Source organism: Paenibacillus sp. Y916 (genome assembly GCF_056786435.1).
Genome location: NZ_JBXCJA010000007.1, coordinates 171,024 through 196,886, shown reverse-complemented (window position 1 = coordinate 196,886; position 25,863 = coordinate 171,024). Strand labels below are relative to the sequence as shown.

Annotated in this window: 20 protein-coding genes, 1 tRNA gene and 1 other RNA gene; 16 read left to right on the top strand and 6 right to left on the bottom strand. The window is 41.5% G+C overall.

What is annotated here, in order from left to right; genetic code table 11:
- Positions 1-373 precede the first annotated feature (373 nt).
- The 3 genes from AC1TO9_RS16275 to AC1TO9_RS16265 all read left to right on the top strand — a co-directional run bounded on the left by AC1TO9_RS16275 (position 374) and on the right by AC1TO9_RS16265 (position 2,808).
- Positions 374-1,150, top strand: a complete 777-nt coding sequence (locus AC1TO9_RS16275) for a DUF2087 domain-containing protein (RefSeq protein WP_482056300.1) — start codon at positions 374-376, stop codon at positions 1,148-1,150.
- Between the two features lie 23 nt (positions 1,151-1,173).
- Positions 1,174-1,581, top strand: coding sequence for a GIY-YIG nuclease family protein (locus AC1TO9_RS16270; RefSeq protein ID WP_482059861.1), 408 nt, complete (start codon positions 1,174-1,176; stop codon positions 1,579-1,581).
- Positions 1,582-1,725: 144 nt separating this feature from the next.
- Complete coding sequence (locus tag AC1TO9_RS16265; RefSeq protein ID WP_482059860.1) at positions 1,726-2,808, top strand: PdaC/SigV domain-containing protein; 1,083 nt, start codon at positions 1,726-1,728, stop codon at positions 2,806-2,808.
- Between the two features lie 62 nt (positions 2,809-2,870).
- Here the strand turns inward: AC1TO9_RS16265 and clpP are convergent, their stop codons facing one another.
- Both clpP and AC1TO9_RS16255 read right to left on the bottom strand, forming a co-directional pair.
- On the bottom strand, positions 2,871-3,461 hold the full coding sequence (clpP, locus tag AC1TO9_RS16260) for an ATP-dependent Clp endopeptidase proteolytic subunit ClpP (RefSeq protein WP_482056303.1): 591 nt from the start codon (positions 3,459-3,461) through the stop codon (positions 2,871-2,873).
- Between the two features lie 184 nt (positions 3,462-3,645).
- Positions 3,646-3,720: transfer RNA gene (locus tag AC1TO9_RS16255), tRNA-Arg, on the bottom strand.
- Positions 3,721-3,946: 226 nt separating this feature from the next.
- On the opposite strand from AC1TO9_RS16255, the gene AC1TO9_RS16250 reads away from it, so the two are divergent.
- From AC1TO9_RS16250 to ssrA, 10 genes are all read left to right on the top strand, one after another.
- Positions 3,947-4,993, top strand: coding sequence for a sugar-binding transcriptional regulator (locus AC1TO9_RS16250; RefSeq protein ID WP_482056304.1), 1,047 nt, complete (start codon positions 3,947-3,949; stop codon positions 4,991-4,993).
- 107 nt (positions 4,994-5,100) lie between these two features.
- A complete protein-coding gene (gap, locus tag AC1TO9_RS16245; protein WP_482056305.1) occupies positions 5,101-6,111 on the top strand; it encodes a type I glyceraldehyde-3-phosphate dehydrogenase in 1,011 nt (336 codons plus the stop codon).
- A gap of 133 nt (positions 6,112-6,244) precedes the next feature.
- Positions 6,245-7,426, top strand: coding sequence for a phosphoglycerate kinase (locus AC1TO9_RS16240; protein ID WP_482056306.1), 1,182 nt, complete (start codon positions 6,245-6,247; stop codon positions 7,424-7,426).
- Positions 7,427-7,482: 56 nt separating this feature from the next.
- Positions 7,483-8,235 (top strand): triose-phosphate isomerase, encoded by a 753-nt coding sequence (gene tpiA, locus AC1TO9_RS16235; protein ID WP_482056307.1) that lies wholly within the window; start codon positions 7,483-7,485, stop codon positions 8,233-8,235.
- A 1-nt stretch (position 8,236) separates the two neighbouring features.
- Complete coding sequence (gene gpmI, locus AC1TO9_RS16230) at positions 8,237-9,781, top strand: 2,3-bisphosphoglycerate-independent phosphoglycerate mutase (protein WP_482056308.1); 1,545 nt, start codon at positions 8,237-8,239, stop codon at positions 9,779-9,781.
- A 161-nt stretch (positions 9,782-9,942) separates the two neighbouring features.
- Positions 9,943-11,229, top strand: a complete 1,287-nt coding sequence (gene eno, locus AC1TO9_RS16225) for a phosphopyruvate hydratase (protein ID WP_482056309.1) — start codon at positions 9,943-9,945, stop codon at positions 11,227-11,229.
- A gap of 191 nt (positions 11,230-11,420) precedes the next feature.
- A complete protein-coding gene (secG, locus tag AC1TO9_RS16220; protein ID WP_438348191.1) occupies positions 11,421-11,654 on the top strand; it encodes a preprotein translocase subunit SecG in 234 nt (77 codons plus the stop codon).
- A gap of 234 nt (positions 11,655-11,888) precedes the next feature.
- Positions 11,889-14,816 carry a ribonuclease R gene (gene rnr, locus AC1TO9_RS16215; protein ID WP_482059859.1) on the top strand — a complete coding sequence of 976 codons (2,928 nt, stop codon included), beginning with the start codon at positions 11,889-11,891 and terminating at the stop codon, positions 14,814-14,816.
- A gap of 183 nt (positions 14,817-14,999) precedes the next feature.
- Positions 15,000-15,482 carry an SsrA-binding protein SmpB gene (gene smpB, locus AC1TO9_RS16210; RefSeq protein ID WP_482056311.1) on the top strand — a complete coding sequence of 161 codons (483 nt, stop codon included), beginning with the start codon at positions 15,000-15,002 and terminating at the stop codon, positions 15,480-15,482.
- A gap of 243 nt (positions 15,483-15,725) precedes the next feature.
- Positions 15,726-16,090, top strand: a transfer-messenger RNA (tmRNA) gene (ssrA, locus tag AC1TO9_RS16205).
- Between the two features lie 158 nt (positions 16,091-16,248).
- Here ssrA and AC1TO9_RS16200 read toward each other — a convergent pair.
- The 4 genes from AC1TO9_RS16200 to AC1TO9_RS16185 form a co-directional block, all read right to left on the bottom strand.
- Complete coding sequence (locus AC1TO9_RS16200; RefSeq protein WP_482059858.1) at positions 16,249-16,644, bottom strand: hypothetical protein; 396 nt, start codon at positions 16,642-16,644, stop codon at positions 16,249-16,251.
- Positions 16,645-16,737: 93 nt separating this feature from the next.
- Positions 16,738-17,376 carry a hypothetical protein gene (locus AC1TO9_RS16195; protein WP_482059857.1) on the bottom strand — a complete coding sequence of 213 codons (639 nt, stop codon included), beginning with the start codon at positions 17,374-17,376 and terminating at the stop codon, positions 16,738-16,740.
- Positions 17,377-17,859: 483 nt separating this feature from the next.
- Positions 17,860-17,985, bottom strand: coding sequence for a hypothetical protein (locus tag AC1TO9_RS16190; protein ID WP_482059856.1), 126 nt, complete (start codon positions 17,983-17,985; stop codon positions 17,860-17,862).
- Complete coding sequence (locus AC1TO9_RS16185; protein ID WP_482059855.1) at positions 17,978-18,958, bottom strand: hypothetical protein; 981 nt, start codon at positions 18,956-18,958, stop codon at positions 17,978-17,980. Before AC1TO9_RS16185 ends, AC1TO9_RS16190 begins: the two co-directional genes overlap by 8 nt.
- A gap of 635 nt (positions 18,959-19,593) precedes the next feature.
- Here AC1TO9_RS16185 and hsdR point away from each other — a divergent pair.
- The 3 genes from hsdR to AC1TO9_RS16170 are packed head-to-tail and all read left to right on the top strand — an operon-like array spanning position 19,594 to position 25,863.
- A complete protein-coding gene (hsdR, locus tag AC1TO9_RS16180; protein ID WP_482059854.1) occupies positions 19,594-22,854 on the top strand; it encodes a type I restriction-modification system endonuclease in 3,261 nt (1,086 codons plus the stop codon).
- The gene (locus tag AC1TO9_RS16175; protein ID WP_482059853.1) at positions 22,851-24,275 is read left to right on the top strand and encodes a class I SAM-dependent DNA methyltransferase; all 1,425 of its coding nucleotides are present in this window, start codon (positions 22,851-22,853) and stop codon (positions 24,273-24,275) included. The genes hsdR and AC1TO9_RS16175 overlap by 4 nt, the downstream gene beginning before the upstream one ends.
- A complete protein-coding gene (locus AC1TO9_RS16170; protein ID WP_482059852.1) occupies positions 24,268-25,863 on the top strand; it encodes a restriction endonuclease subunit S in 1,596 nt (531 codons plus the stop codon). Before AC1TO9_RS16175 ends, AC1TO9_RS16170 begins: the two co-directional genes overlap by 8 nt.

Sequence of the window (25,863 nt, the reverse complement as noted above, 5' to 3'; positions counted from 1 at the left end):
ACAACCTCTATAAGTTTTGTGGAGGTCTTCCCGCTGTGCCCTTTAAGGTCAGGCTAGAATAGATGCAGAAAGCACACTTAAATAGCAGGAAAAGTAGGGGAAGAGAGAACTAGTTGTACAACCTACAGTTAAAAATGGCGATAACGCTGAAAAGTGGAATTTCCAGTAATTTAGATGTACTCCATGCAACTAAAGTTAACTTCAGATGGATTGGGTTGAATTTAGATGTACTTATTGCACTTGCGTGAATGGTGAAGGTGGAAGGCGATTATTGGTGATCGTGTTGCAATTAATGCTCATGACTTGATAAAAACTAAACAATATTATATAATGTCTATAAAATAGCAAACGAAACTGAAAGGTGTTTACAATAATGGACTATTTATCTGATCTGTTCTGGAATGCAAGTATGGAAGAAATCAAGCAAGGCTATATGTTCGAACAAGAGTGTGAAGCTTATGTATGTTTAATCTGCGGTAAACGTTATGAGAAGGGCATTATTTATAAGGAAGAAGAGGTGTACTACGAGGCGGAGAAGTATGTTCGGCGGCATATTGCGAATGATCATACGTCGATGTTAGATTTCTTATTAGGATTAGATAAGAAATGGACCGGATTAACGGATTTGCAGCGGACACTTTTGAACTTCTTCCAGATGGGGCTAAGCGATCAAGAGATCGTCAAACAATTGGATGGAGGTAGTACCTCTACTATTCGCAATCATCGCTTTACTTTACGTGAGAAGATGAAGCAGGCCAAGGCATTCCTGTCCATTATGGAACTTGTCGAGGAGAAGTCTCATAGCAAAAGCCGGTATATTCACATTCATGATTCACCTTCATTGCTAGATGAGCGGCATTCCATCACGGTGCAGGAGAATGAGGAGATTTTAAACACCTATTTTAAGGAAGGTCTACAAGGGCCGTTAACGGAGTTCCCGAAGAAGGAAAAACGTAAAATTGTTATTTTGCGACAACTCACTCAATTATTTGATGTTCAAAAGTCTTATTCAGAGAAGGAAGTCAATGCCATTCTGAAGGAACGTTTAGATGATTACGTGACATTGCGACGGTATTTAATTGAATACGGGTTTATGGACCGAGAACCAGATGGCAGTAAATATTGGGTGAAAAGTAAACGGAATGACTAATGATAGAGAAAGAAGGGTATATAATGAATCATCAAAGACGTAAGGAACTCGTGGCAGAATATCAACAACTGCCCCGCAAAATTGGTGTTTACCAAATACGTAACTTGGTGAATAATAAGATATGGATTGGGAGTAGTCTGAATCTATATGGGGCATTTAACAAGGATGTATTCATACTGAATATGGGTAATCATGCTTGCGTGTCATTGCAGAAGGAATGGAATACCTATGGTGAACAGCAGTTTGAAATGGAAATATTGGAACAATTGAAGCTTGAAGAGGGAGAGTCCCTTATAGGGATGATTCCGGTGAGCGTACCTGTAAATCATCCAACGAACAGACAACATAGGGATGAGTTACGGAAGCTAGAACTGAAATGGTTGGATAAGCTACAGCCATACGGAGATAATGGTTATCATGAACAGGTATAGTATGTGTTGACGATTCAATAGTGTTACGCAGTTGTTACGTAGATGTTACCCCGCTGTTACCATAATGATTCATTACTTCGATATACTGTGGATACGAGCTCAAAAAGTACGAAGAATATGAATCATTGTGGAGGGAATTTTGAGATGAATAAGGCTATGAGATGGGGCGCTGCAGCTATAGTGGCAGGAGTTCTATTGACAAGTGTGGGTTATACAGGACAAGTAACGGTCTTTGCTGTTGGAAATACGAAGAATACTGTCGAACAACCAACTGTCATTTTAGAATGGAAAGGTACTACACTCTCTCAACGTGGTGTGATAAGTAACGGGAACACCCTCATCCCTGTGACTGCATTGCGGGATCAACTGGGACTGTCATTACATTATAATCCGGGTACGAGAACATATAGTATTGGTAGTGGGTATAGACAGTTGAACATGGATTTAGCTGAGAATCGAGTAAATACAAATATTAATAACTTCTATGTCAATGAATATGAGGTAAAGAATATCAAAGGTAATTTATATGTTCCATTTCGATTAATAAGTGATTATTTGGGCTATCAAGGGGTGTGGAATCCATCTCTTAAATCATTGAATATTACTCCTAGGGTAGAGAATGACCTATCGGTTACAACAAATAAGCTAGAAACAAAGACAAAGGATGCATTATTTATTGTTCGCTATCCTACCATTAGTGACCTTGCGGATGCCAAGGTAGAGAAATCAATCAATACGGTGCTGGATAACCTTAAGGATGAATTCGTTGAAGCGTCGAAAGAGCAGGCCTCTAAAAGAGATAGTTCTGTTGAGCAAACCTATCAATTCTTTCAGAACTATATCGTGTCATACAATGAGAATGGTGTGTTAAGTCTTATCATAGATCAGTACGGTTATATTGGTGGGGCTCATGGTGGTACAGTTCGTATAGGGTTGACCTTCTCGTTAGACGATGGAAAGATACTATCACTGAATGATCTATTAAAAGGAAAGAGTCCTGATTATAATGAGAGATTGGACAAGCTTGTTCTCAAAGGACTACAAGACAATGATGGTTATTTTGGTGAATTTAAAGGATTGACTGGTGACGTGAATTATTTTGTGAAATCAGAGGGAATAGCATTGTTCTTCCAACAATATGAATATACGGATTATGCTACGGGCATTCCAACGTTCGTCATTCCTTTTCATCAGATTCTACCTGAAGGTACGAGAATGTTTAAGTAATTCTGTTATTGTAAAAGCCCTCACTCCTGTAATATACGGAAGTGAGGGCTTTTTGTCTTTAATTAAAGTGCTAATGGTTTCTCTAAGACTTTGTCGATCAAACCGTATGTGAGAGCATCTGAAGCACTCATGAAGTAGTCGCGGTCCGTATCTTTCTCAATGCGTTCCAGCGGCTGTCCACTACGTTCAGCTAAAATATGATTTAACTTATCGCGGAGCTTGAGGATACGACGAGCGCGAATCTCAATGTCTGATGCTTGACCTTGTGCACCACCTAGAGGTTGGTGAATCATGATCTCGCTATTTGGAAGCGCGTAACGCTTACCGATCGTGCCAGCAGTCAAAAGGAATGCCCCCATAGAAGCGGCCATACCTACACAGATTGTAGATACATCTGGTTTAATATATTGCATTGTATCGAATATCGCCATTCCGGCTGTAATGGATCCACCAGGGCTGTTTACATATAAGGAGATATCTTTCTCCGGATCTTCAGCAGCTAGAAATAGCATTTGTGCAATAATGGAATTGGCAACCATGTCATTAACTTCAGAACCTAAGAAAATAATGCGATCCTTCAAAAGTCTAGAATAGATGTCATATGCGCGTTCGCCGCGGCTACTTTGTTCAACGACCATAGGAATATAACCCATGTGGAAAGCCTCCCTTATACTAACTAAATTAGTTGTTCATTATAAATACGATTGCCGTATTTACCACTTGATAAACATTTTAAATCATAAAGTCAGGGAAAGTCAAACTATTGATAAAAAAAAGAGCCATGATTGGCTTTGATCTGAGTTGGTTAAAGTTATATATAGCTATCATAATAATTAATGGCGCGCCCGCGAGGAATTGAACCTCGATCTCAGGCTTCGGAGGCCTACGTCATATCCATTTGACCACGGGCGCAAAAAGAGATAGCAAAAATGATTATATGATATATACGTTAGAATAGCAAGGAATTGTTACATTTATAATCATCATACATCATGATGTATAAGAAAATCGGCAGTAGTAAATTATACTACAATGAATACTTGCAAGAGAAGCGAATATTGGTTAGAATAGTAGTGGGACTTAAAAAGTTTACCCGGGACATTTTAAGACCATGTAGAACGATGCAGGAGTGGAAAGCATGCGCAATTTAATAGAAATACAAAAGCAGCTTCTGCCTGATCTCATGGAAACTCTCAAGACAAGGTACACTATTCTTCACCGAATTTTATTACTTGATATTGTCGGTCGCAGAACGCTAGCAGCGTCACTTCATATGACGGAACGCGTGTTGCGTGCCGAAACGGATCTTCTGAAATCTCAAGGTCTCATTGAGATTGAAAGTATGGGAATGAAGATTAGTGACTCGGGTAGGAGACTACTGGATTCACTTGAGCCCATCGCCAAGAACCTTTTTGGACTAACAGATTTGGAAGATAAAATCCGCCTAGCCTATGGACTGCGTAAAGTAGTGATTGTACCTGGTGATTGTGAGTCGTCGCCGGTCGCTAAGAAAGAACTGGGACGTGCAGGAGCGAAGGCTCTGTTGAGCGTCATGGGTAATGAAGACATCATCGCTGTAACGGGAGGTTCAACACTCGCTGCAGTTGCTGAACAACTAACACAACCTTCGTCTGTTAATTTGAAGGGGACCTGGTTTGTACCCGCTCGTGGGGGCTTAGGGGAGAGCGTGGAATTTCAAGCGAATACTATAGCTTCCACGATGGCTAAGAGTGTAGGAGCCCAATATAGGCTGTTACATATACCAGATCTACTTAGTGATGATGCCTATCAATCGCTAGTCCAAGATCTTAATATTCAGGAAATTGTTCAGACGATCAGACAGTCGCGAATTATAGTGCACGGCATCGGTAATGCGCTGGAAATGACACGCCGTAGAAGATTGGACCTTGCGACTATTCAGGGCATCCAAGATGAAGGCGCGATTGCAGAGTCATTCGGTTATTATTTCAACGAGCATGGTGCTATGGTTCACAGAATGATGACCTTGGGTCTTCGGCTGGAAGATATTATGAATACTGAAATTGTGATAGGGATTGCAGGTGGAAAGAGTAAGGCTAGTGCGATACATGCTGTTCTCCGATTCGGTCAGGAAGATATATTGGTCACGGATGAGGCGGCCGCATTAGAGATTGAGAGGGAAATGGAAGAATATCCTCTTAACTAATTAAGAAAAACGATTAGCATCTTGCGAAATCTGATGACCTTGTTGTCATGAAAGGTGTAACAGCCTTTTTTGAATAAATAAAACGAAACTTTGGGAGGAACTAATCAATGACTGTAAAAGTTGGTATTAATGGATTTGGACGTATTGGTCGCCTTGCATTCCGCCGTATTCAAGCTGTGGAAGGAATCGAAGTAGTTGCTATTAATGACTTGACAGACGCGAAAATGTTAGCTCATTTGTTAAAATATGATACAACACAAGGACGTTTTGACGGAGACGTTGAAGTTCATGACGGATTCTTCAAAGTAAATGGTAAAGAAGTTAAGGTTCTTGCTAACCGTAACCCTGAAGAATTGCCTTGGGGCGAGCTTGGTGTAGACATCGTTCTAGAATGTACAGGATTCTTCGTATCTCAAGAAGCAGCTGAGAAGCATTTGAAAGGCGGCGCTAAAAAAGTCGTTATCTCTGCTCCAGCAACAGGCGATGTGAAGACGATCGTTTACAACGTAAACCATGAAACTCTTGATGGTACTGAAACAGTTATTTCTGGTGCTTCTTGCACAACGAACTGCCTTGCACCAATGGCTAAAACGTTACAAGATCAATTCGGAATTGTTTCAGGTTTGATGACTACAATTCATGCGTACACTGGCGACCAAAACACTTTGGATGCTCCACACTCTAAAGGAGATTTCCGTCGTGCTCGTGCAGCAGCTGAGAACATCATCCCTAACACTACCGGTGCTGCTAAAGCAATCGGCCTAGTTATTCCTGAACTTAAAGGTAAATTGGACGGTGCAGCTCAACGTGTTCCAGTTGCAACAGGTTCATTGACTGAATTGATCACTGTTCTTGACAAAAAGGTAACTGTTGATGAAGTTAACGCAGCTATGAAAGCAGCTTCTGATGCAGATTCTTTCGGATACACAGAAGACGAAATCGTGTCATCTGACATTAATGGTATTACATTTGGATCATTGTTTGACGCAACTCAAACAAAAGTATTAACTGTTGGCGACCAACAATTGGTTAAAACAGTAGCTTGGTATGACAATGAAATGTCCTACGCAGCACAACTTATTCGCACGTTGGAATATTTCGCTAAATTGGCTAAGTAATATTAGCTAGAATTCATAAACATTTAAAGAGCGGAAACAGGTGTTCAATGTTTCCGCTCTTTGTAAAATTATAGAGATGTTATTCCTTGGATTTGCAGAGTATTAAAATCTATGGGTGTGGAGGAACGCAGAGATGAATAAGAAGAGTATAAGTGATGTGCAAGTAGACGGATTACGGGTCTTTGTTCGTGTCGATTTCAATGTACCGCTCGAAGATGGTAAAATTACTGATGATACACGTATTCGTGAAACGCTACCAACTATTAATTACTTGGTGGAACGCGGAGCAAAGGTTATTCTAGCAAGTCACATGGGACGTCCGAATGGTCAAGTGGTGGAATCTTTACGTTTAACACCTGCTGCTGAGCGTCTTTCAGAATTACTTGGTAAGAAGGTAGCTAAAGCCAATGAATCTGTAGGCGAAGCTGTTAAATCCCAAATTGCTGATATGGCTAATGGTGATGTATTGTTACTTGAGAACGTACGGTTCTATCCTGGCGAAGAGAAGAATGATGCTGAACTTGCGAAGCAATTCGCTGAACTTGCGGATCTATTCGTAAATGATGCTTTTGGTGCAGCTCATCGTGCTCATGCTTCTACAGAAGGTATTGCACACCATTTGCCAGCGGTATCTGGACTATTAATGGAGAAAGAACTGTCTGTACTAGGCAAGGCGTTCTCTACACCTGAGCGTCCTTTCACGGCAATCGTTGGGGGATCCAAGGTAAAGGATAAAATTGACGTTATTAATAACTTGCTCAACCTTGCTGACAACGTGCTTATCGGTGGTGGACTAGCGTACACTTTCTATAAAGCACAAGGTCATGAAATTGGTCTATCCCTATGTGATGATTCTAAGCTTGAAACTGCACTAGGATTTATCGAGAAGGCTAAAGAGTTAGGTAAAAACTTCATGCTTCCGGTCGATATTGTCATTGCTGATGATTTCAGCGCAGATGCCAATGTTCAAATTGTTGATATTGATAGCATTCCTGCAGGTTGGGAAGGCGTAGACATCGGACCGAAGACACGTGCTCTTTATGCTGATGTGATCAAAAACTCCAAGTTGGTTGTATGGAATGGACCTATGGGAGTATTTGAAATGGAGCCTTTCGCAGGGGGTACACTTGAAGTAGCACAGGCTTGTGCGGACACTAGCGCTTACACGATTATCGGTGGCGGTGATTCAGCTGCAGCGGCTGAGAAATTCAAACTAGCAGATCAAATGAACCATATTTCTACTGGTGGTGGAGCTTCGCTTGAGTTCATGGAAGGTAAGAAACTTCCTGGTGTAGAGGCATTGAACGATAAATAATTCCCATTATTGGTTTATGTATAGGAATGTAAGGGAATAAAAAGGAGTGGATAGCTATGAGAACACCTATTATCGCGGGAAACTGGAAGATGTTCAAGACCGTTCCAGAAGCTAAAGCGTTTATTGAAGAAATTAAAGGTAAGGCAGAAGTAGCAGGTGTGGAGAGTGTTATTTGCGCTCCGTTCACTAATCTTCCAGCATTGATGGAGGCTGTTAAAGGTACTTCCATTAAGATTGGAGCACAAAACCTACATTTTGAGGATGATGGAGCTTACACTGGCGAAATTAGCGGTGTAATGTTGAAAGATCTAGGCGTGCACTATGTCATTATTGGACACTCAGAGCGTCGTGCTTACTTCGCTGAGTCCGATGAAATTGTAAACAAAAAGGTGTTTGCTGCTTTCAAACATGGCATTACTCCTATCGTATGTGTCGGCGAGAAATTGGAAGAGCGTGAAGCTGATCAGACGAAAGCGGTATGTAAAGTTCAAACTGAAGGTGCCTTGAAAGGATTAACTGCGGAACAAGCAGCACAAGTAGTTATTGCCTATGAGCCGATTTGGGCGATTGGAACAGGGAAATCTTCAACAGCACAAGATGCGAATGAAGTGATTGCTTATATTCGTGAGCTTGTGAAAGGTTTGTATGGAGAAAATGTAGCAAATGCTGTACGTATTCAATATGGCGGTAGTGTTAAGCCTGAGAATGTCGTAGAATATATGGGTCAAAGCGACATTGACGGTGCATTAGTCGGCGGTGCAAGCTTACAACCAACTTCATATGTTCAACTTGTTGAGGGGGCGAAGTAAGATGCCAGCACCAAGACCGGTAGCCTTAATTATTATGGATGGTTTCGGATTGCGTAATACTGCAGAAGGTAATGCGGTAGCACAAGCGAAGAAGCCGAACTATGATCGTTTGATGAGCCAATATCCTAACTCCACTCTGATTGCTTGCGGTGAAGAGGTGGGATTGCCAGTAGGGCAAATGGGTAACTCCGAGGTTGGTCATCTTAATATTGGTGCAGGCCGTATCGTCTATCAGAACCTGACCCGCATCTCCAAATCGATTCGTGATGGTGACTTCTTTGAGAATCCTACATTGGTTGACGCTGTTCGTCATGCCAAGGATAATAAGAAAAAGTTACATTTGTATGGCCTTCTATCTGACGGTGGCGTACACAGTCATATTGATCACGTATTTGCGATGTTGGATCTAGCTAAGAAGGAAGGCTTGGATGAAGTGTATATCCACGCATTTCTGGATGGGCGAGATGTCTCTCCTGATTCAGGCAAACAGTTCATTGAGCAATTGAATGCTAAGATTGCTGAGGTCGGTGTCGGTACGATTGCAACTGTGCAAGGACGTTATTATGCGATGGATCGTGATAAACGTTGGGAACGTGTTGAGAAGTCATATCGTGCCATCGTTTACGGAGAAGGACCTAAATATACGGATGCGCTTAAGGCAGTAGTCGAATCTTACGAGAAGTCTGTTTTTGATGAATTTGTAGAGCCTACAGTTATTGTAGACGAACAGGGACAGCCGTTGTCTACGCTTGAGAGTGGGGACTCTGTCGTATTTTTGAACTTCCGTCCAGATCGTGCCATTCAATTATCGCAAGTATTCACCAATAAGGACTTCCGCGGTTTCGATCGTGGGCCGAAGTTCCCGGAGAACTTGCACTTTGTATGCATGACTATATTTAGCGAGACAGTTGAAGGTTATGTTGCGTATGAACCAAAGAACCTAGATAACACGCTCGGTGAAGTATTGGTTCAGAACAACAAGAAACAACTGCGTATTGCCGAAACAGAGAAATATCCGCATGTCACCTTCTTCTTCAGTGGCGGACGTGATGTTGAACTACCAGGTGAGACGCGTATTCTCATTAATTCACCCAAAGTAGCTACTTATGATTTGCAGCCAGAGATGAGTGCCTATGAAGTAGCAGATGCTTGTGTGAAAGAGATCGAAGCAGAGAATCACGATACGATTATTCTTAATTTCGCTAACCCGGATATGGTAGGGCACTCAGGGATGCTTGAGCCAACAATCAAAGCGGTGGAAGTAACGGATGAATGTATGGGTAGAGTGGTAGATGCTGTCATTGCCAAAGGCGGGGTAGCGATTATTATGGCTGACCACGGAAACGCTGATATGGTATTTGATGAGCAAGGACGTCCATTCACTGCACATACAACGAATCCCGTTCCATTTATTGTAACGGCTTCTGATATCGTTTTGCGTGATGGTGGGATTCTGGCGGATGTAGCGCCGACCATTCTAGATTTGATGCAATTGTCACAGCCTGCTGAGATGACTGGCCAATCTATGATTGCCAGCCGTAAGTAAGTTTAAGTAAGACGATTACTATTTCAAAATATAAGAAAGTATAAGTTTCACTTGATACTCTATTTCTTATATTTCCGCTGAAACGGGTACCGTCTTTGAAAAAGACGGCATAGCCGTTTCTACTTGCCAAATAATATATAAAACAAAAGGAGAACAAAAACATGACTATTATTTCAGACGTATATGCTCGCGAAGTCCTAGACTCTCGTGGTAACCCAACAGTTGAGGTTGAAGTTTATTTGGAATCAGGTGCTCTTGGCCGTGCGATCGTACCTTCTGGTGCATCTACAGGTGCTTATGAAGCAGTTGAACTTCGTGATGGAGACAAATCCCGTTACCTTGGTAAAGGGGTATTGCAAGCAGTGAAGAACGTGAACGAAATCATTTCTCCAGAAGTGATCGGTATGGACGCGTTGGACCAATTGGGAATCGATAAATTGATGATCGCTCTTGACGGAACACCGAACAAAGCTAAATTGGGCGCGAACGCTATTCTAGCGGTATCCATGGCTGTAGCTCGTGCTGCTGCTGAAGCGCTAGACGTACCATTGTATGTGTACCTTGGTGGATTCAATGCGAAAACTCTTCCAGTTCCAATGATGAACATCATCAACGGCGGTGAGCATGCTGACAACAACATCGATGTTCAAGAGTTCATGGTTCTTCCTGTAGGAGCTCCAAGCTTCAAAGAAGCTCTTCGTATTGGTGCAGAAATCTTCCATAACTTGAAATCTGTATTGAGTTCCAAGGGTCTGAACACAGCTGTAGGTGACGAAGGTGGTTTCGCGCCAAACCTTGGTTCGAATGAAGAAGCAATCACTACAATCATCGAAGCTATCGAAAAAGCTGGTTACAAACCAGGCGTTGACGTATTCCTTGGAATGGATGTTGCTTCTACTGAGTTCTATAAAGACGGTAAATACACACTTACTGGTGAAGGTAAATCTTACACTTCCGCAGAGTATGTTGACCTTCTTGCTTCATGGGTTGATAAATACCCTATCATTACAATCGAAGACGGTATGTCCGAAGATGACTGGGATGGTTGGAAATTGCTTACTGAAAAATTGGGCGATAAAGTCCAACTTGTTGGAGATGACTTGTTCGTAACGAACACTGAGCGTCTTGGCAGAGGAATTGAAGAAGGTATTGGTAACTCTATCTTGATCAAGGTTAACCAAATTGGTACATTGACTGAAACATTTGATGCGGTTGAAATGGCTAAACGCGCTGGTTATACAGCTGTTATCTCTCACCGTTCAGGTGAATCTGAAGATAGCACAATTGCTGACATCGCTGTTGCAACAAATGCTGGTCAGATCAAAACAGGTGCTCCTTCCCGTACAGACCGTGTTGCTAAATACAATCAATTGCTTCGTATCGAAGATCAATTGGGTGAATTGGCTCGATACGACGGAATGAAGTCTTTCTACAACTTGAAGAAATAATAATATTTAGAGATAAAGCCAGTTCGGGTGTACACCGAACTGGCTTTTTCATTTCATATAGACCGACCACAACCATCTTGTCAAATATAGGTTGGATGTGCTACAATAAGAATGCTGTTTTATGTATAATGATATGTGAAATTAACTTGGAATACACGAGAATGTTTTAACACGTTTAGGAGGTGGAATGAATGGAAATCTTTTTACAAGTGTTGCTAGCTGTTTTCTCCATTGGTTTGATTGCGGTGGTTCTTTTGCAAAAGGGGAAAAGTGCAGGTCTTTCCGGCGCCATCTCCGGCGGAGCAGAACATCTTTTTGGTAAAACGAAAGCTCGCGGTATGGACTTGGTTCTTGAGCGTCTAACCGTTGGAATGGCTATTGGATTCTTTATTTTGGCTATTGCTGTAGCTGTCGCTATTAAATAATATGAATTTACAGGAAATCCTCGCTCTTACATAACTCTATGTGGAGAGAGGGTTTTTTTTGTGAATTTGTTGATGATCATGAAATTCCAAGAGATTTAAGGGATGTTTGGGATTGAAATCGTGTATACTAGGGTAAGAGTATTAGTGAGGTAAAAAATAGTAAATAAACAATATGAAGCAAAGGATACATAAGAGCTTGCAGTCACAATATGCAAGTCATCTGAGGTGATAATCATGATAACAGAAGAAGAGATCCTTAATTTCATGCGGGAGACCGCCTATAAACCAATGACTTATCAAGAACTAGAAGAACATTTCAGTATTGATAAAGCGCAAGACTTCAAGGAGTTTGTAAAGGTATTAACAGCTCTTGAACAAGATGGTAAAGTTATTCTGACTCGTACGAATCGTTATGGCGTACCTGAGCGGATGGATCTTATACGCGGTCGTTTACAGGCACATGCGAAAGGATTTGCATTTCTTATTCCTGATGATCGGGAACACGTAGATGTATATATTAACGCCAATGACCTCAAAGGCGCTATGAATGGTGATATCGTACTGATCCGGGTGACATCGAAGAGTACAGCCGGAGGTAAGCTTGAAGGAGAAGTTGTACGTATTGTGAAACGGTCGGTCACGCAAGTAGTGGGCGTATTCCAGAACAATGAATCGTATGGTTTCGTACTTCCGGATGACAAACGAATTAATCGAGATATTTTTATACCGAAGGATGCCTTTAATGGTGCTGTTCACGGTGAGAAGGTCGTTGTACGCATTGTGAATTATCCTGAAGGACGGTCAGCTGCTGAAGGCGAAGTGGCAGAGGTTCTAGGACATAAGGATGATCCGGGCGTAGATATTATTTCTATTATTCGTAAGCATCAATTGCCAGAGGCATTCTCTGATGAAGTAATGGCAGAAGCGGAGCTTGCTCCTGATGCCATTACAGAGGAAGAGATCATGGAGCAGGGCCGACGTGATCTACGCCATAAGACGATTGTGACGATTGATGGAGAAGATGCAAAGGATCTAGATGATGCGGTGAATGTGGAACTTTTACCGAATGGTAATTATCTTCTAGGTGTGCATATTGCCGATGTCGGTTACTATGTGCGCGAAGGTTCCGAGCTGGATAAAGAAGCATATGCTCGTGGCTGTAGTGTGTATTTGGTAGATCGGGTTATTCCGATGTTACCTCGCCGTCTTTCTAACGGGATATGTAGTCTTAATCCGCAGGTGGACAGGCTTACTTTATCCTGTGAAATGGAATTTGATGAACAAATGAAAGTGGTCAATCATGATGTCTTTACGAGTGTGATTAGAACTACAGAACGCATGACTTATACAGATGTACGCAAAATTATCGAGGATGAAGATCCTGAGTTAATGGAGCGCTACAGTGATTTGGTTGGTAATTTCCGACTCATGAAGGATCTTGCTCTAAGATTGCGGGGGAATAGGATGCGCAGGGGCGCAGTGGATTTCGATTTCGTGGAGTCTAAAGTTATCGTAGATGAGAATGGCAAGGCTATAGATATTGTCAAAAGAGAGCGTTCCATAGCGGAACAAATGATCGAGGAGTTCATGCTTGCCGCAAATGAGACGGTAGCTGAGCATTTTCACTGGTTGAAGGTTCCGTTCATATACCGTATTCATGAAAATCCGGATCAGGAGAAACTACAGAACTTTCTGGCGTTTGCTGAGAACTTTGGGTATCATGTCAAAGGTCGAGGAAACTCCATCCATCCGCGAGCACTACAAGGGCTCCTTGAAGATATTCAAGGAACGAAGGAGCAGACGGTTATTAGTACGATGATGCTTCGTTCTATGAAGCAGGCTAAATACGATGCTGAGACGTCGGGTCATTTCGGATTAGCGGCAGATTACTATTCCCACTTTACATCGCCTATTCGTCGGTATCCGGATCTTGCGATACATCGTGTCATTCGTGAGGTCATTGCGAGCAAGGGCGTATTGTCAGAGAAACGACAAGAATACTTAGCTTCCCGTATGCCTGATGTTGCACAACAGTCTTCTGAGCGGGAGCGTGTTGCCGTAGAAGCGGAGAGAGACACAGATGATCTTAAGAAAGCAGAGTATATGCTGGATAAGGTTGGCGAAGAATTCGATGGTATGATCAGTAGCGTAACAAGTTTTGGTATGTTCATCGAACTTGAGAATACGGTTGAAGGTCTTATTCGCCTGAGTGCATTAACGGATGATTACTATCATTTCAACGAACAAGCGATGTCGTTAATCGGAGAGCGTACTTCGAAGATATTCCGTATCGGTGACGATTTGAAAATTCGTGTAGCTCGCGTTAATATGGATGATCATACGATTGATTTCGAACTGATTGATATGAAACCTCGTAGCGAAGGTAATCGTGGTGGACGAGGTGGTCGTCCTTCAGGTGCAGGTGGTGGGTTCAATAAGGATAAAGGTGCAGGACGCGGAGGTAAGGCAGGAAGTCGTAGCGGTAAGGCTGATGGAAGTAAGGGTAAATCAGCTAGAGGAAGTAAAGTATTTGGAGCAAACAGCGGAGGCGTTAAGGCGCCTGGTGCAAGTGGCGGAGGTAAGAAGAAATCAATGAATATTATTGAAAATAGTACGGTTGAGAATAATGCACCTAAGCCTACAGCTACAGAGGGCGAAGTTAAAAGACCTGATGGCAAGGGCCCGAGAGGCAAAGGGAAGAATGGCGGATTCAAGAGTAAGGGAAACACAGTGACCGGCGACAGAAACGCAGGAGTTGTTTCGAAGCCGAATGAGAATGGCAAATCGACTAGTCCTAGCAGCGTAGCACCGAAGCGTGAGGGCAGAAGTGGTGGCAATAAGGATAAGGGTGCCGGACGTAAGCGGGATCGTGGACCAGGGGCTCCAGCAGGACGTTATGATGCATTGCAGTCAACACGAGGACCTGGGTTTGCTTTCGGTTCAGGCAAGGGAGGATACGGTGCGGCTGCAACTAGCGAATCTGTACGTTCCGATAGCTCTAATTCAGATGGGATTGGTCGTAAATCCTCAGGTAGAGGTGGTATTTTTATTAGCGGAGATGCAACACCGGGTAATGGTACCGCTAAACGTCCAGAGCGAGAAGGCCGTGAAGCCCGTGAGGGCAAGAGCAAGGCGAATGAAACTTCGCGTGAGGAGAAGTAAGGGAAGCCTTTAGTTTCAGCGAAGGATAAACTCCTTGAAAGGGGACGGCATCGCCGTTTCTACTCGCTTCATCTTGATTTTGAATGATGCAGTTGATACAATGGATTTCTGGTACATTCCTCGTCGTCGGACTAGGAATGAATACTGGAATCCATTTTTTATAATGATCTAAGGAGTGAGGACATGGGTAAGAATAATAGTGACGGGAAAGTCTTGGCCCAGAACAAGAAAGCTTCCCATGATTATTTCATAGAAGAAACGTATGAAGCGGGTATGGTATTGACGGGCACAGAGATTAAGTCACTACGTCTTGGCAGATCGAACATCGGGGATGCTTTTGCAACGATTCGTAATGGTGAGATTCAGATTCATAATATGCATATTAGTGCTTTTGAACAAGGGAATCGAAGTAATCCGGTTGATCCAACGCGAACACGTAAGCTACTTATGCACAAGGTGCAAATTAAGAAGTTACTTGGGGTTTCGAAGCAAGCAGGTTATACGATCGTCCCGCTGAAGATTTATATCCGCAATGGATATGCGAAGCTCCTACTAGGTCTTGGTAGAGGGAAGAAGGAGTATGACAAGCGCGGTACAGCGGCTAAGCGTGATGCACAACGTGACATTCAACGTGCACTGCGTGAGAAGCAGAAGGTTGCTAGGTAATAAAGGAATGGGAATAGCTAGGTTAAGATGCCCGAATGATCGATATTGGAAATCATAACCTTGATTTCCTTGAACTAAGTATCATAGTGCAGTAGAAATGTGATATACTAAGTTATACGAGATCATTAGATCTTGTGTAATGATTACCTTCTAGTGGTCCTTTTTCATGGAGGAAAAGGATACTGAATAGAACATCATGTCTTGACTAACTCAAGATTCTATCCTAGAAGCCCTTTATATTAAGGGGGCGTTTATGGATTCGACGGGGATAGTTTGAGCATGGGTAGCGGGTAGTGGGGACGCGTCCGCTTTATCAACGCTAAAGCCTATTAAATGGCAAAACTCAAAACAACTACGCTTTCGCAGCCTAAGAAACTGTGAGCGTGCTCCTACCTAGCATCGTCCATGTGACTAGATTAGGGGCTAACCAGTAGTGGAATACGCTGTCTCATCTCCGCCTGGGGTGAGCTGAAGAAGATAATCAGGCTGACCCGAAGAGTAGTCGGTTACAGGACGACACTAGGGTGACATCAAATCTGTAACTACACCCGTAGAATCTTATGTGTCGATATTTTCGGACAGGGGTTCGACTCCCCTCGCCTCCATATGTATTACCAGAAGAGACACCTTGAGGGGTGTCTCTTTTGTTTGTTCTGTATACATGGTGGTTACTGAAGCCCTAATATTACTGGTTTTCTGAGCTTTGACTAAGTGTATCAGAAGAAGTTTAGTCAACTCAGGGTGTGGTACCGCAATGAATCATACCTTATTGCCACTCAGATACCATAGTTTTTTCATGCATAAGCTTGTCTTCGTGGGTCAGTTGGAGCGTTAAATAGACCTTTCCAGTATCCCTGTTGATGTAGAGCTTGGAGATATACTTACTGGCGATGGTATGAAGTAATTGAGGGCTTGGAACCTCCTGATCTAGCAGACCGTGAAATGCTTGGATATCATACTTCGTTGCGGTGATGAACTCTTCTGGCATATTATATTCTGACCAGTTAGCGGTTAACTTCGAGTACTCCTCTGATTTCTCCTTTAGTTCATTCTTCAATTCAGCAAGCATGTCTTGATGGTAAGGCTTTGCTTTGCCCGTTAACATATCTGCCTCAATGAGTTGGATTCGTTTAAGCAGAACGATCAGATGATACACGGACATCGATGGCTACTTTCATTGATGGACAACTCCTCGTATAGTGGTTTTTAGGCATAAAAAAACAGATACACCGCTTGGGTATACCTGTAAGAATATCTATTTTAGTTTCGAGTACCGCAATATTATATTGGCAGCTTGAAGTGAGATGGTTACATCGGGACTATTAAGGGCATCATCCAACACTTGAATAGCTTTATCAATTAAGTGTTCAATGTTAGGGTCAGGCTGCTGTTCAGGTTCGATCAAATCTACATTACCTGTAATCTCAGCAATCAGAGGCAGATGCTTCGTGATTTCGGCAGTAGCTCCTGGGAAACGAAGGGATTTTAGTAATGATTCAGGCAATTCATTTCGTACGATAGGTTGCTTATCGAAGAACCACCTTACCTCACGCTGATGCGGGAACCCAGTACCCTCTTGATCTAAGTCTAGATGTGGTTCGTAAATATAGTCGTTGACGATTTCCGCAAGGTAGACATCCCGAGCATTTTCATCTGGAACAACAACGAGGTCACCAGATTTCATAAATCGCACTAACCTATCGACATTGCCAATACCCGACTCCCAGTTTTTATTATTAGGTGCATTTCTAAGTCGTTCTCGGAGTTCATCGTTAGATAGATTAGCTAATGAGCCTCCTACAGGGTAGCCAATTGCTATTCTATCGTTGTCCAAGAAGTACTTCATTTGATTTGTACCATGAGGCATTGGACGAAGCAACCATACTTTGATCAATTACAGCACTCTCCTTTTTTTGTGTTACTCATGTGTTCAGATGTGTTTCACAATTAAAATATACCATGTTTAATAAATGAATGTCAAATGTGTTTATAATAATAACACATGTGAATCACATTATTGCCTTCTTGATTAGAATTCAGTTTGCTCTTCGGATGATACTCCAAGGTAAATAGCTACGTGCATTTGGGTTACTCCTTTGTTCAAATTTAGATGTACATATGCTGAAAAACTAGTGTATGGAATTCACCTCCTTTCAATTTGTAGTGCGTTTAATCTCTGATTGTTCACCTGTTGAGCCTTTAGAAACGCAAAAATCCCGAACCAATCAAGGATTCGGGTCCAGTGCTAATATTTTGGAAACAGTAAGCTAGTCAAGGTAGCGAGTTGTTTAGATGTACAGAATGTTAGAAACATAAGTAGACATAAAAGGGCACCTTCTCTAGCCTGAGAGAGGTGCCCTTATCATGCTTTGAATTATTAGTTTTTTATTTTCTTAATAAAATGGTCTACTCCGATTACAGTAAAGCCGATGACCAGTAGAATAAACCAGGCAGGTGCTGAGAATGCTTTCCCGCCGCCTAGTAAAATTCCAATGTTATCCATCGAGTTTCACCTCCTCTCTCTGGATGTTCTCTAAGAAATGAGGTATATCTGCGACGAATTTTTTCCAAGTATTTCTTCTATCAGGATTGGACAAGAACTTCATAAGAATCTCGCGGAATCCACCACTTAATAGGATGAGAACTATAAATCTATAGAACCATGGTCGATCAGAGAAGATATTAATATTAAATGCTTCCTCCAGTGAATAAGCGAAGCCTCCTATAAGTGGAATATCATATATGCTTCCGTTTGCTGGTATTAAGTCTGACCAATATTCTTTAAGGATTGCTATTAGTTCATAGGTTTCAAGATAATCCTGCTCATCAGATTGCTTGACCGCATTTCTCCAAGTCTTCATTAGGAGCCAGTTGTTTGCATGATCAAGAATGGATTCATCAAGATACTCGGGATCGATTTTGGCTTGTTGGTTAAAGTCATGAAATACATCAAGGGAGATGGCTCCTTTATAGAATATGCCAGAGATCATGGTACTCATTAGAGTAATTCGCGTAGCGCTTTCACGCGCTTCTTTCTTCTGAGCTTCAATCGAGTGCTTAGAGGGTCGCCCGATTGGTTTGATTGTGTTTACTTCATCGGCTGCAATCTCGTCAATATAATCTTTGTAATCAGGATTGTCGGTGAAGTCGGCGATTACTTTGAATGAGTCCATAATGCCTGAGTGGAAATCTAGGAGCCTTGTTCTAAGCTTGTACCAATCTATGGGATAACCTTTCCAAAACAGAATGAAGATATAATCTTTTTGACGCTTAAACATTTTACTTGATTTAAGCTCATTAATAAGTAGAATTGCATCCCATGTCCTCTTGTGATAATGGGTGGATACCCCTTTTGAATATCCTTGACTGACCTTGCTACATACAATAAGTCCGTATTCGACATACCTCTCAAACATGCCACTGCTAAGCGTAATTCCATGTTTCTTAGCTAGCTGTAGCAGTTCCTCTTTCAGCATTTCTCTCACCTCATAACCGATTGTAGCCTTACGAAAATATGAAAACAACGGGTGATGAATGCGGAAATGAATTTAACCCCGAAAGGAATCGAACCGTATGATCAGAATACCAAATCAGCGGAGGGATAACTCATGAGGTAGCGAGTCAAGGTCGTGAAACGGTGTTTTGACCTTGACATAGATCATCAATTGAAACTTATCCATCCCCTTTGGCTGAATAGCCCAGGGACGGCACACGTCGAGTGCGATAGTTAAGGCAGCGTCTTAACGGGCTCTCCTATAGGGTTCTTTTTCATTTTGGTGGAATTGGGGAAATCTACTATCCCCGCAGATTGAAAGTGCGATACAACAATACCTTTTATGAACTTGCTAAGCTGACTCTGGTGTATACTTAATGAGAAGACTTAAAGTTTAAATATGATGAGTTATCAACGGTTAAGGTTGTTGGAGGTAGTTATGAATGAAAACACCGCTGAGGAATTATGTGTTGAAGCTTGATTAAACCAAGTCTGTTGGCTCATCATGATGCTTAAATAGCAGGGGAATTGTCGAATAGCATAGAACTAATTATATAGTTATGCAACAGATACTAGCAGTAGTATTTAAGAGAATGTACATAAACAGGAGGTAAAGAAATGAAATCAAATTTTATATCTTTAGAAAAATCCTTCCCTGTCCTAACGCAAATTGGAAGCACAGCTGAAGAGTACCTCTATTCTGACACGAATTCCTGTCTATTTAAGCTGGGACTATTGGGTGAAACAATAGTTAATTTGATGCTAAAGCTAGATAGTATCGCTCCACCATCTTACGATAATACGCATGCAAACCGAATAAAGTTGCTGAAGAAAAATGGGTTACTTCCAAAAGATATTGGCGACATCCTTTACTCGTTAAGAATGACACGCAATAAGGCGGTTCATATAAATTACGATTCCTTTGAAGATTGCAAAATCCTACTTGAAATGGCATATAATCTAGCAGTTTGGTTTATGCAGACGTATGGTGATTGGGAATATCAGCCTACAGGGTTTGTATTACCAGAAGATAATAGTAAGCAAGTGGATTATGAAGCCATTATAAAAGAAAAAGAAGAGCTTATTAAGAAGCTAACTGAACAGGCAGAAAAAGCGGCGATTGGAAAAACCATAACTGTGGAAGAAAGAGCAAAGAAAGCAAGTACTGCGGCTGAGCACATCAATCTATCAGAAAAAGAGACACGTTATCTCATAGATGAGCAGCTTCGCAAAGTAGGTTGGGAAGTAGATACGATCAATTTGCGTTATTCCAAAGGGACGAGACCTCAAAAGGGTAAAAATATAGCCATTTCTGAATGGCCAACTGATTCTACAGTGAGTAATAGAGGATATGCGGATTATGCACTATTTGTAGGATTGCAACTTGTTGGCATTGTCGAAGCAAAGAGAGCCTTTACAGACATCCCATCGGTGATCGATTATCAGTGTAAAGATTATGCAAAAGAAATTAAAGAAACACATGCATCGTACCAGGTAGGGTCTTGGAACGAATACAAAGTTCCATTCCTGTTCGCGACAAATGGAAGGAAATATTTTAAGCAACTTGAAACAAAGTCAGGTATCTGGTTTTTGGATGCTCGCCAAAGCTCTAATATACCTAAAGCCTTGCAGGGATGGATGAGTCCCGATGGTATGATGGAACTATTGGAAAAGGATATTGCATCTGCTAACCAGACTTTAGGGGAAACGCCTTATGATCTTCTACGGGATAAGGATGGACTAAATCTTCGTGAATATCAAATAGAAGCGATTGAAGCTGCCGAAAATGCAATTATTGAAGGCAAGCAAACAGTCCTTCTTTCAATGGCAACAGGCACAGGTAAAACAAGAACCATACTAGGCATGATTTATCGCTTTCTGAAAACTAAGCGGTTTCTACGGGTCTTGTTCCTTGTTGATCGATCAGCACTGGGTGAGCAAGCGCAGGATGTGTTTAAAGAAGTCAGAATCGAAGACCTAATGACTTTAGATGAAATTTATGACGTCAAAAATCTTGATGATAAAGAGATTGATAAAGAAACAAAAATTCATGTAGCAACGGTACAGAGTCTTGTTAAGCGGATTTTATATAATGAATCTGGAACCATGCCTTCGGTGACCGATTATGACCTCATTGTAGTTGACGAAGCGCATCGAGGATATATCCTTGATAAAGCAATGGGGGACGACGAGCTTCTTTACCGTAATCAGGATGATTATATAAGCAAGTATCGTACAGTCATCGAATATTTTAATTCGGCAAAGATCGCTATCACAGCTACACCCGCATTACATACTTCAGAGATCTTTGGGAAACCCGTGTTCAACTATACGTATCGAAAAGCAGTCATTGAAGGGTTCTTAGTCGACCATGACGCTCCCCACAGTATTGTTACCAAGCTGAGTAAAGGGGGTATTAACTACAATAAGGGTGAGACAGTAGCCGTCTATGACCCTATCACTGGTGAGATCACCAATAGTAGTGAATTGGAAGATGAGTTGAAATTCGACGTTGAAAAATTCAATCGAAAAGTGATCACCGAGAACTTTAATCGCACTGTGTTAGAAGAAATCGCTAAAGACCTCAACCCTGAGGGTGAAGGCAAAGCGTTGATCTATGCAGTGGATGATAGCCATGCAGACTTAATCGTGAAAATTTTGAAGGAGATTTACGAATCTTTCGGTGTAGATAATGAAGCTATCATGAAAATCACAGGAAGTGTCGGCGGAGGGAACAAGAAAAAGGTTCTTGAAGCCATTAAGAGATTTAAAAACGAAAAGTATCCTAATATTGCAGTCACTGTTGACCTGCTAACCACAGGTATTGATGTGCCCGAAATCACAACACTGGTTTTTATGCGACGAGTTAAATCCCGTATTTTGTTTGAACAAATGATGGGGCGGGCTACCCGTCTTTGCCCCGAGATCGGCAAAACTCATTTTGAGATATATGACCCTGTAGGTGTTTATGAGACTTTACAGGATGTGAATACGATGAAGCCAGTCGTTGCTAATCCAACGGCGACATTTGATGACCTATTAAATGGACTGGATACGCTTCCTACCGAAGCTCAAACACAGAATCAGATCGATCTGATTATAGCTAAGCTCCAGCGGAAGAAACGTAATATGAGTGAAAAATCAATTACACATTTTGAGGACTTGACGGGTGGGCAGAATCCAACGCAGTTTATTGAAAAAGTTAGGTCGATGCCTGTAGGGGAAGCCAAAGAACTGCTTCTTAGAAACCGTAAACTGTTCGAAATGCTTAATGAAGGCGGGATGAACCCTGGGCGTGCTATAATTATCTCTGATAAAGAAGATGAATTAGTAAGTCATACCCGAGATTATGGAAAAGGGATGAAGCCTGAGGACTACTTAGATGAATTTAAATCTTTTATCATAAACAATATGAATATCATTGCTGCACTCAACGTGGTATGTACCCGACCGAAGGAATTAACAAGAGAAAGTCTCAAGAGTCTCAAGCTAGAGCTAGACCGTGAAGGTTATACTGAGATGCAACTTAATACGGCATGGAAACAACTCAAAGACGAGGATATTGCCGCCGATATTATTAGCTTTATCCGTAAAGAAGCGATAGGCTCTGCACTCATCAGCCATGAACAGCGCATCATAAATGCGGTGCAGAAGCTGAAACAGAATCATTCCTTTAGTAAAATGGAACTTGACTGGTTAAATCGCATTGAAACCTATTTGCTTCACGAAACCATTCTGGATAAGGAAGCTTTTGATAGCGGTGCATTTAAGAATTTTGGTGGTTATACGCGCATCAACAAGATATTCAAAAATCAATTAGAAAGCATCATAACCGAACTAAACGAGTATCTGTATGATGACGGAGGAAAAACAGCATGAACAATCAGGAGATCGTATCCAAGCTTTGGAACTTATGTAATGTGCTTCGTGATGACGGTATCACATATCATCAGTATGTGACCGAGTTAACCTATATTCTCTTTCTGAAGATGGCCAAAGAAACAGGATCAGAAGAACAAATTCCAGAGGATTATCGTTGGGACAAGCTGATGAAGCCCAAAGGTGTGGAGCTAAAACGCTATTATAAAGAGCTACTTAACCATCTAGGGGAAAACTGCACAGGCAGAGTGCGCGAGATTTATGCAGGAGCATCCTCGAATATTGAGGAGCCGAAAAACCTTGAAAAAATCATTACTTCTATTGATGCTCTAGACTGGTATTCTGCAAAGGAAGAAGGACTCGGGAACCTGTATGAAGGATTGCTTCAGAAGAACGCTAATGAGAAGAAATCGGGTGCAGGGCAATATTTCACACCCCGTGTGCTAATTGATGTCATGACAAAGCTGATAGCTCCTCAAGCTGGTGAGCTTTGCAATGACCCTGCCTGCGGTACATTCGGTTTTATGATAGCTGCTGACCGTTATGTGAAAGACCATACCGACGATTTATTTGAAATTTCTGCCGAACAGCAGGAATTTCAGAGGAATAAGGCCTTCACAGGTAGTGAACTGGTGCATGAAACCCACCGTCTAGCGCTAATGAATGCGATGCTTCATGACATCAAAGGGCAAATCATGCTTGCCGATACCCTTTCCAATCAAGGAAAGACAATGAAAAATTTTGATGTGGTGTTAACCAATCCTCCATTCGGAACGAAGAAAGGTGGGGAGCGTGTTACCCGTGACGACTTCACCTACCCTACATCAAATAAGCAGTTAAACTTTGTACAGCATATATATCGAAGCTTAAAATCAAATGGAAAATCTCGCGCAGCTGTGGTTCTACCAGATAATGTCTTGTTTGCTGATGGCGACGGTGCTTCTATCCGCAATGACTTAATGGATAAATGCAATCTGCATACCATATTACGTCTGCCCACTGGTATTTTCTATGCACAGGGAGTAAAGACTAATGTACTGTTCTTTACACGTGGGAAGACAGAAAAGGATAACACGAAGGAAGTATGGATCTATGATCTTCGTACCAATATGCAAAACTTCGGTAAGACAAGTCCGTTGAAGGCTGAGCATTTTAATGCATTTATTGAGGCTTATTCAGCAGAAGATAGAAGAAAAGTGCAAGATGAGCGTTGGAATGTATTTACACGTGAGCAAATCCGAGAGAAGAACAACAGCCTAGATCTTGGGCTAATCCGTGATGATAGTGTACTCGACTACGATGATCTCCAAGATCCTATTGAGAGCGGCGAAGAAGTCGTTGCTCAGCTGGAAGAAGCAGTTGACCTGATCATGAGCGTTTTAAAGGAACTGAAGTCATTGGAGGGAAAAACTATTGGCTAAGGCGAAGAAAAAGCAGAATTTATCGGTAGAGGAATTATTGGAACAGGCATTGGTCCCAGAGGATGAACAGCCGTATGAGGTGCCTGGGAATTGGGTTTGGACGAAATTGGGATACATCATTCAACTAATATCAGGACGTGATGTTTCTTCAGCTCTTTGTAATGATAAAGGTATAGGTGTACCTTATATACTGGGAGCGAGTAATCTTGAGGATAATAATTTTACAGTTGAACGTTGGATTGAGGATCCTGTTGTGGTCTCCAATGCAGGAGATATTCTAATCAGTGTAAAGGGTACGATCGGGAAGATTTATTTACAGCAGGAACCAATCATTAATATTAGTAGACAAATAATGGCATTAAGGTCATTTGACTCTATCGATAGATTATATATAAGATATTACCTTGAGCATATCTGTGAATTGCTTAAAGAAGCTGGAAATGGGCTCATCCCTGGAATATCAAGAGAAATTATTCTGCAAAAGGAATGCCCACTTCCCCCGCTTACTGAACAACATCGTATCGTTGATCATATTGAGAACCTGTTTGCAAAGCTTGATCAGGCAAAGGAGCTAGCACAAAACGCTTTAGATAGCTTTGAAACCCGCAAAGCCGCCATCCTCCACAAAGCCTTCAAAGGCGAACTCACTACTCAATGGCGGGAAGAGCATGGTGTGGGGATGGATAGTTGGGTGGAGAAATACCTTAGCCAAATTTGCAAAATATCTTCTGGGGGTACACCATCACGTCAGATTCCAGAGTATTATACAGGAAATATCCCGTGGATAAAAACAGGTGAAATAAAATGGAATTATATTATTGATAGTGAAGAAAAGATTACACCAGAAGCAATTAGGAATAGTTCAGCTAAATTATTTAAGAAAGGATCAGTGTTGGTTGCTATGTATGGACAGGGCTTAACACGTGGTCGAGCTGCAATTCTTGATATTGATGCGTCAACAAACCAAGCAGTTTGCGCTCTTATGCCAAATATAGAATGTGAAAACAAATTTTTGTACTACTATTTAATGAATAATTACTGGGTTTTCCGTGAAAAAGCGGTTGGTGGAAATCAACCGAATTATAGTGCAACGATGATTGGGAAATTTTCAATATTGTACCCCTCTCTGTCCGAACAGCAAGAAATTGTCCGTATATTGGACAGCCTGTTTGATAAAGAGCAGGAAGCAAAAGAACATGTTGATGTCATAGATAAAATCGACATAATGAAAAAGGCAATCCTCGCTCGTGCTTTCCGTGGCGAACTAGGCACAAATGATCCGATTGAAGAAAATGCAAAGGAATTACTTATAGAAGTAATTAATAATTCGAAAGAAGATACAAAAGAAGTGTCTAAGATTATTAAACGTGATATAAGTATAAAAATTGATCAAGCCATTGAAAGTGAGCTAAAAACAAATTTAGAGCGAGAAATATATTTACAATTACTTAGGCAAAAACAATTGAAAATAAATGATTTACTATTTTTAAGTAATAATCATTTTGAAATTACTCGAGCATTACACAGAATGGAGAAAATTTTTTTAATTAAAAATAGGAATGGAGTATATTCCTGCAAAAGAGGATAA

What these genes read in the sequence shown, in the direction of transcription:
- AC1TO9_RS16185 (WP_482059855.1), bottom strand. Translation starts at nt 18,958, where the DNA reads ATGCTGAAAGAGGAACTGCTACAGCTAGCTAAGAAACATGGAATTACG.
- clpP (WP_482056303.1), bottom strand. Translation starts at nt 3,461, where the DNA reads ATGGGTTATATTCCTATGGTCGTTGAACAAAGTAGCCGCGGCGAACGC.
- hsdR (WP_482059854.1), top strand. Translation starts at nt 19,594, where the DNA reads ATGAAATCAAATTTTATATCTTTAGAAAAATCCTTCCCTGTCCTAACG.
- AC1TO9_RS16270 (WP_482059861.1), top strand. Translation starts at nt 1,174, where the DNA reads ATGAATCATCAAAGACGTAAGGAACTCGTGGCAGAATATCAACAACTG.
- AC1TO9_RS16175 (WP_482059853.1), top strand. Translation starts at nt 22,851, where the DNA reads ATGAACAATCAGGAGATCGTATCCAAGCTTTGGAACTTATGTAATGTG.
- AC1TO9_RS16190 (WP_482059856.1), bottom strand. Translation starts at nt 17,985, where the DNA reads ATGGATAACATTGGAATTTTACTAGGCGGCGGGAAAGCATTCTCAGCA.
- gpmI (WP_482056308.1), top strand. Translation starts at nt 8,237, where the DNA reads ATGCCAGCACCAAGACCGGTAGCCTTAATTATTATGGATGGTTTCGGA.
- secG (WP_438348191.1), top strand. Translation starts at nt 11,421, where the DNA reads ATGGAAATCTTTTTACAAGTGTTGCTAGCTGTTTTCTCCATTGGTTTG.
- AC1TO9_RS16240 (WP_482056306.1), top strand. Translation starts at nt 6,245, where the DNA reads ATGAATAAGAAGAGTATAAGTGATGTGCAAGTAGACGGATTACGGGTC.
- AC1TO9_RS16275 (WP_482056300.1), top strand. Translation starts at nt 374, where the DNA reads ATGGACTATTTATCTGATCTGTTCTGGAATGCAAGTATGGAAGAAATC.
- eno (WP_482056309.1), top strand. Translation starts at nt 9,943, where the DNA reads ATGACTATTATTTCAGACGTATATGCTCGCGAAGTCCTAGACTCTCGT.
- gap (WP_482056305.1), top strand. Translation starts at nt 5,101, where the DNA reads ATGACTGTAAAAGTTGGTATTAATGGATTTGGACGTATTGGTCGCCTT.
- smpB (WP_482056311.1), top strand. Translation starts at nt 15,000, where the DNA reads ATGGGTAAGAATAATAGTGACGGGAAAGTCTTGGCCCAGAACAAGAAA.
- rnr (WP_482059859.1), top strand. Translation starts at nt 11,889, where the DNA reads ATGATAACAGAAGAAGAGATCCTTAATTTCATGCGGGAGACCGCCTAT.
- AC1TO9_RS16265 (WP_482059860.1), top strand. Translation starts at nt 1,726, where the DNA reads ATGAATAAGGCTATGAGATGGGGCGCTGCAGCTATAGTGGCAGGAGTT.
- AC1TO9_RS16250 (WP_482056304.1), top strand. Translation starts at nt 3,947, where the DNA reads ATGCGCAATTTAATAGAAATACAAAAGCAGCTTCTGCCTGATCTCATG.
- tpiA (WP_482056307.1), top strand. Translation starts at nt 7,483, where the DNA reads ATGAGAACACCTATTATCGCGGGAAACTGGAAGATGTTCAAGACCGTT.
- AC1TO9_RS16200 (WP_482059858.1), bottom strand. Translation starts at nt 16,644, where the DNA reads ATGTCCGTGTATCATCTGATCGTTCTGCTTAAACGAATCCAACTCATT.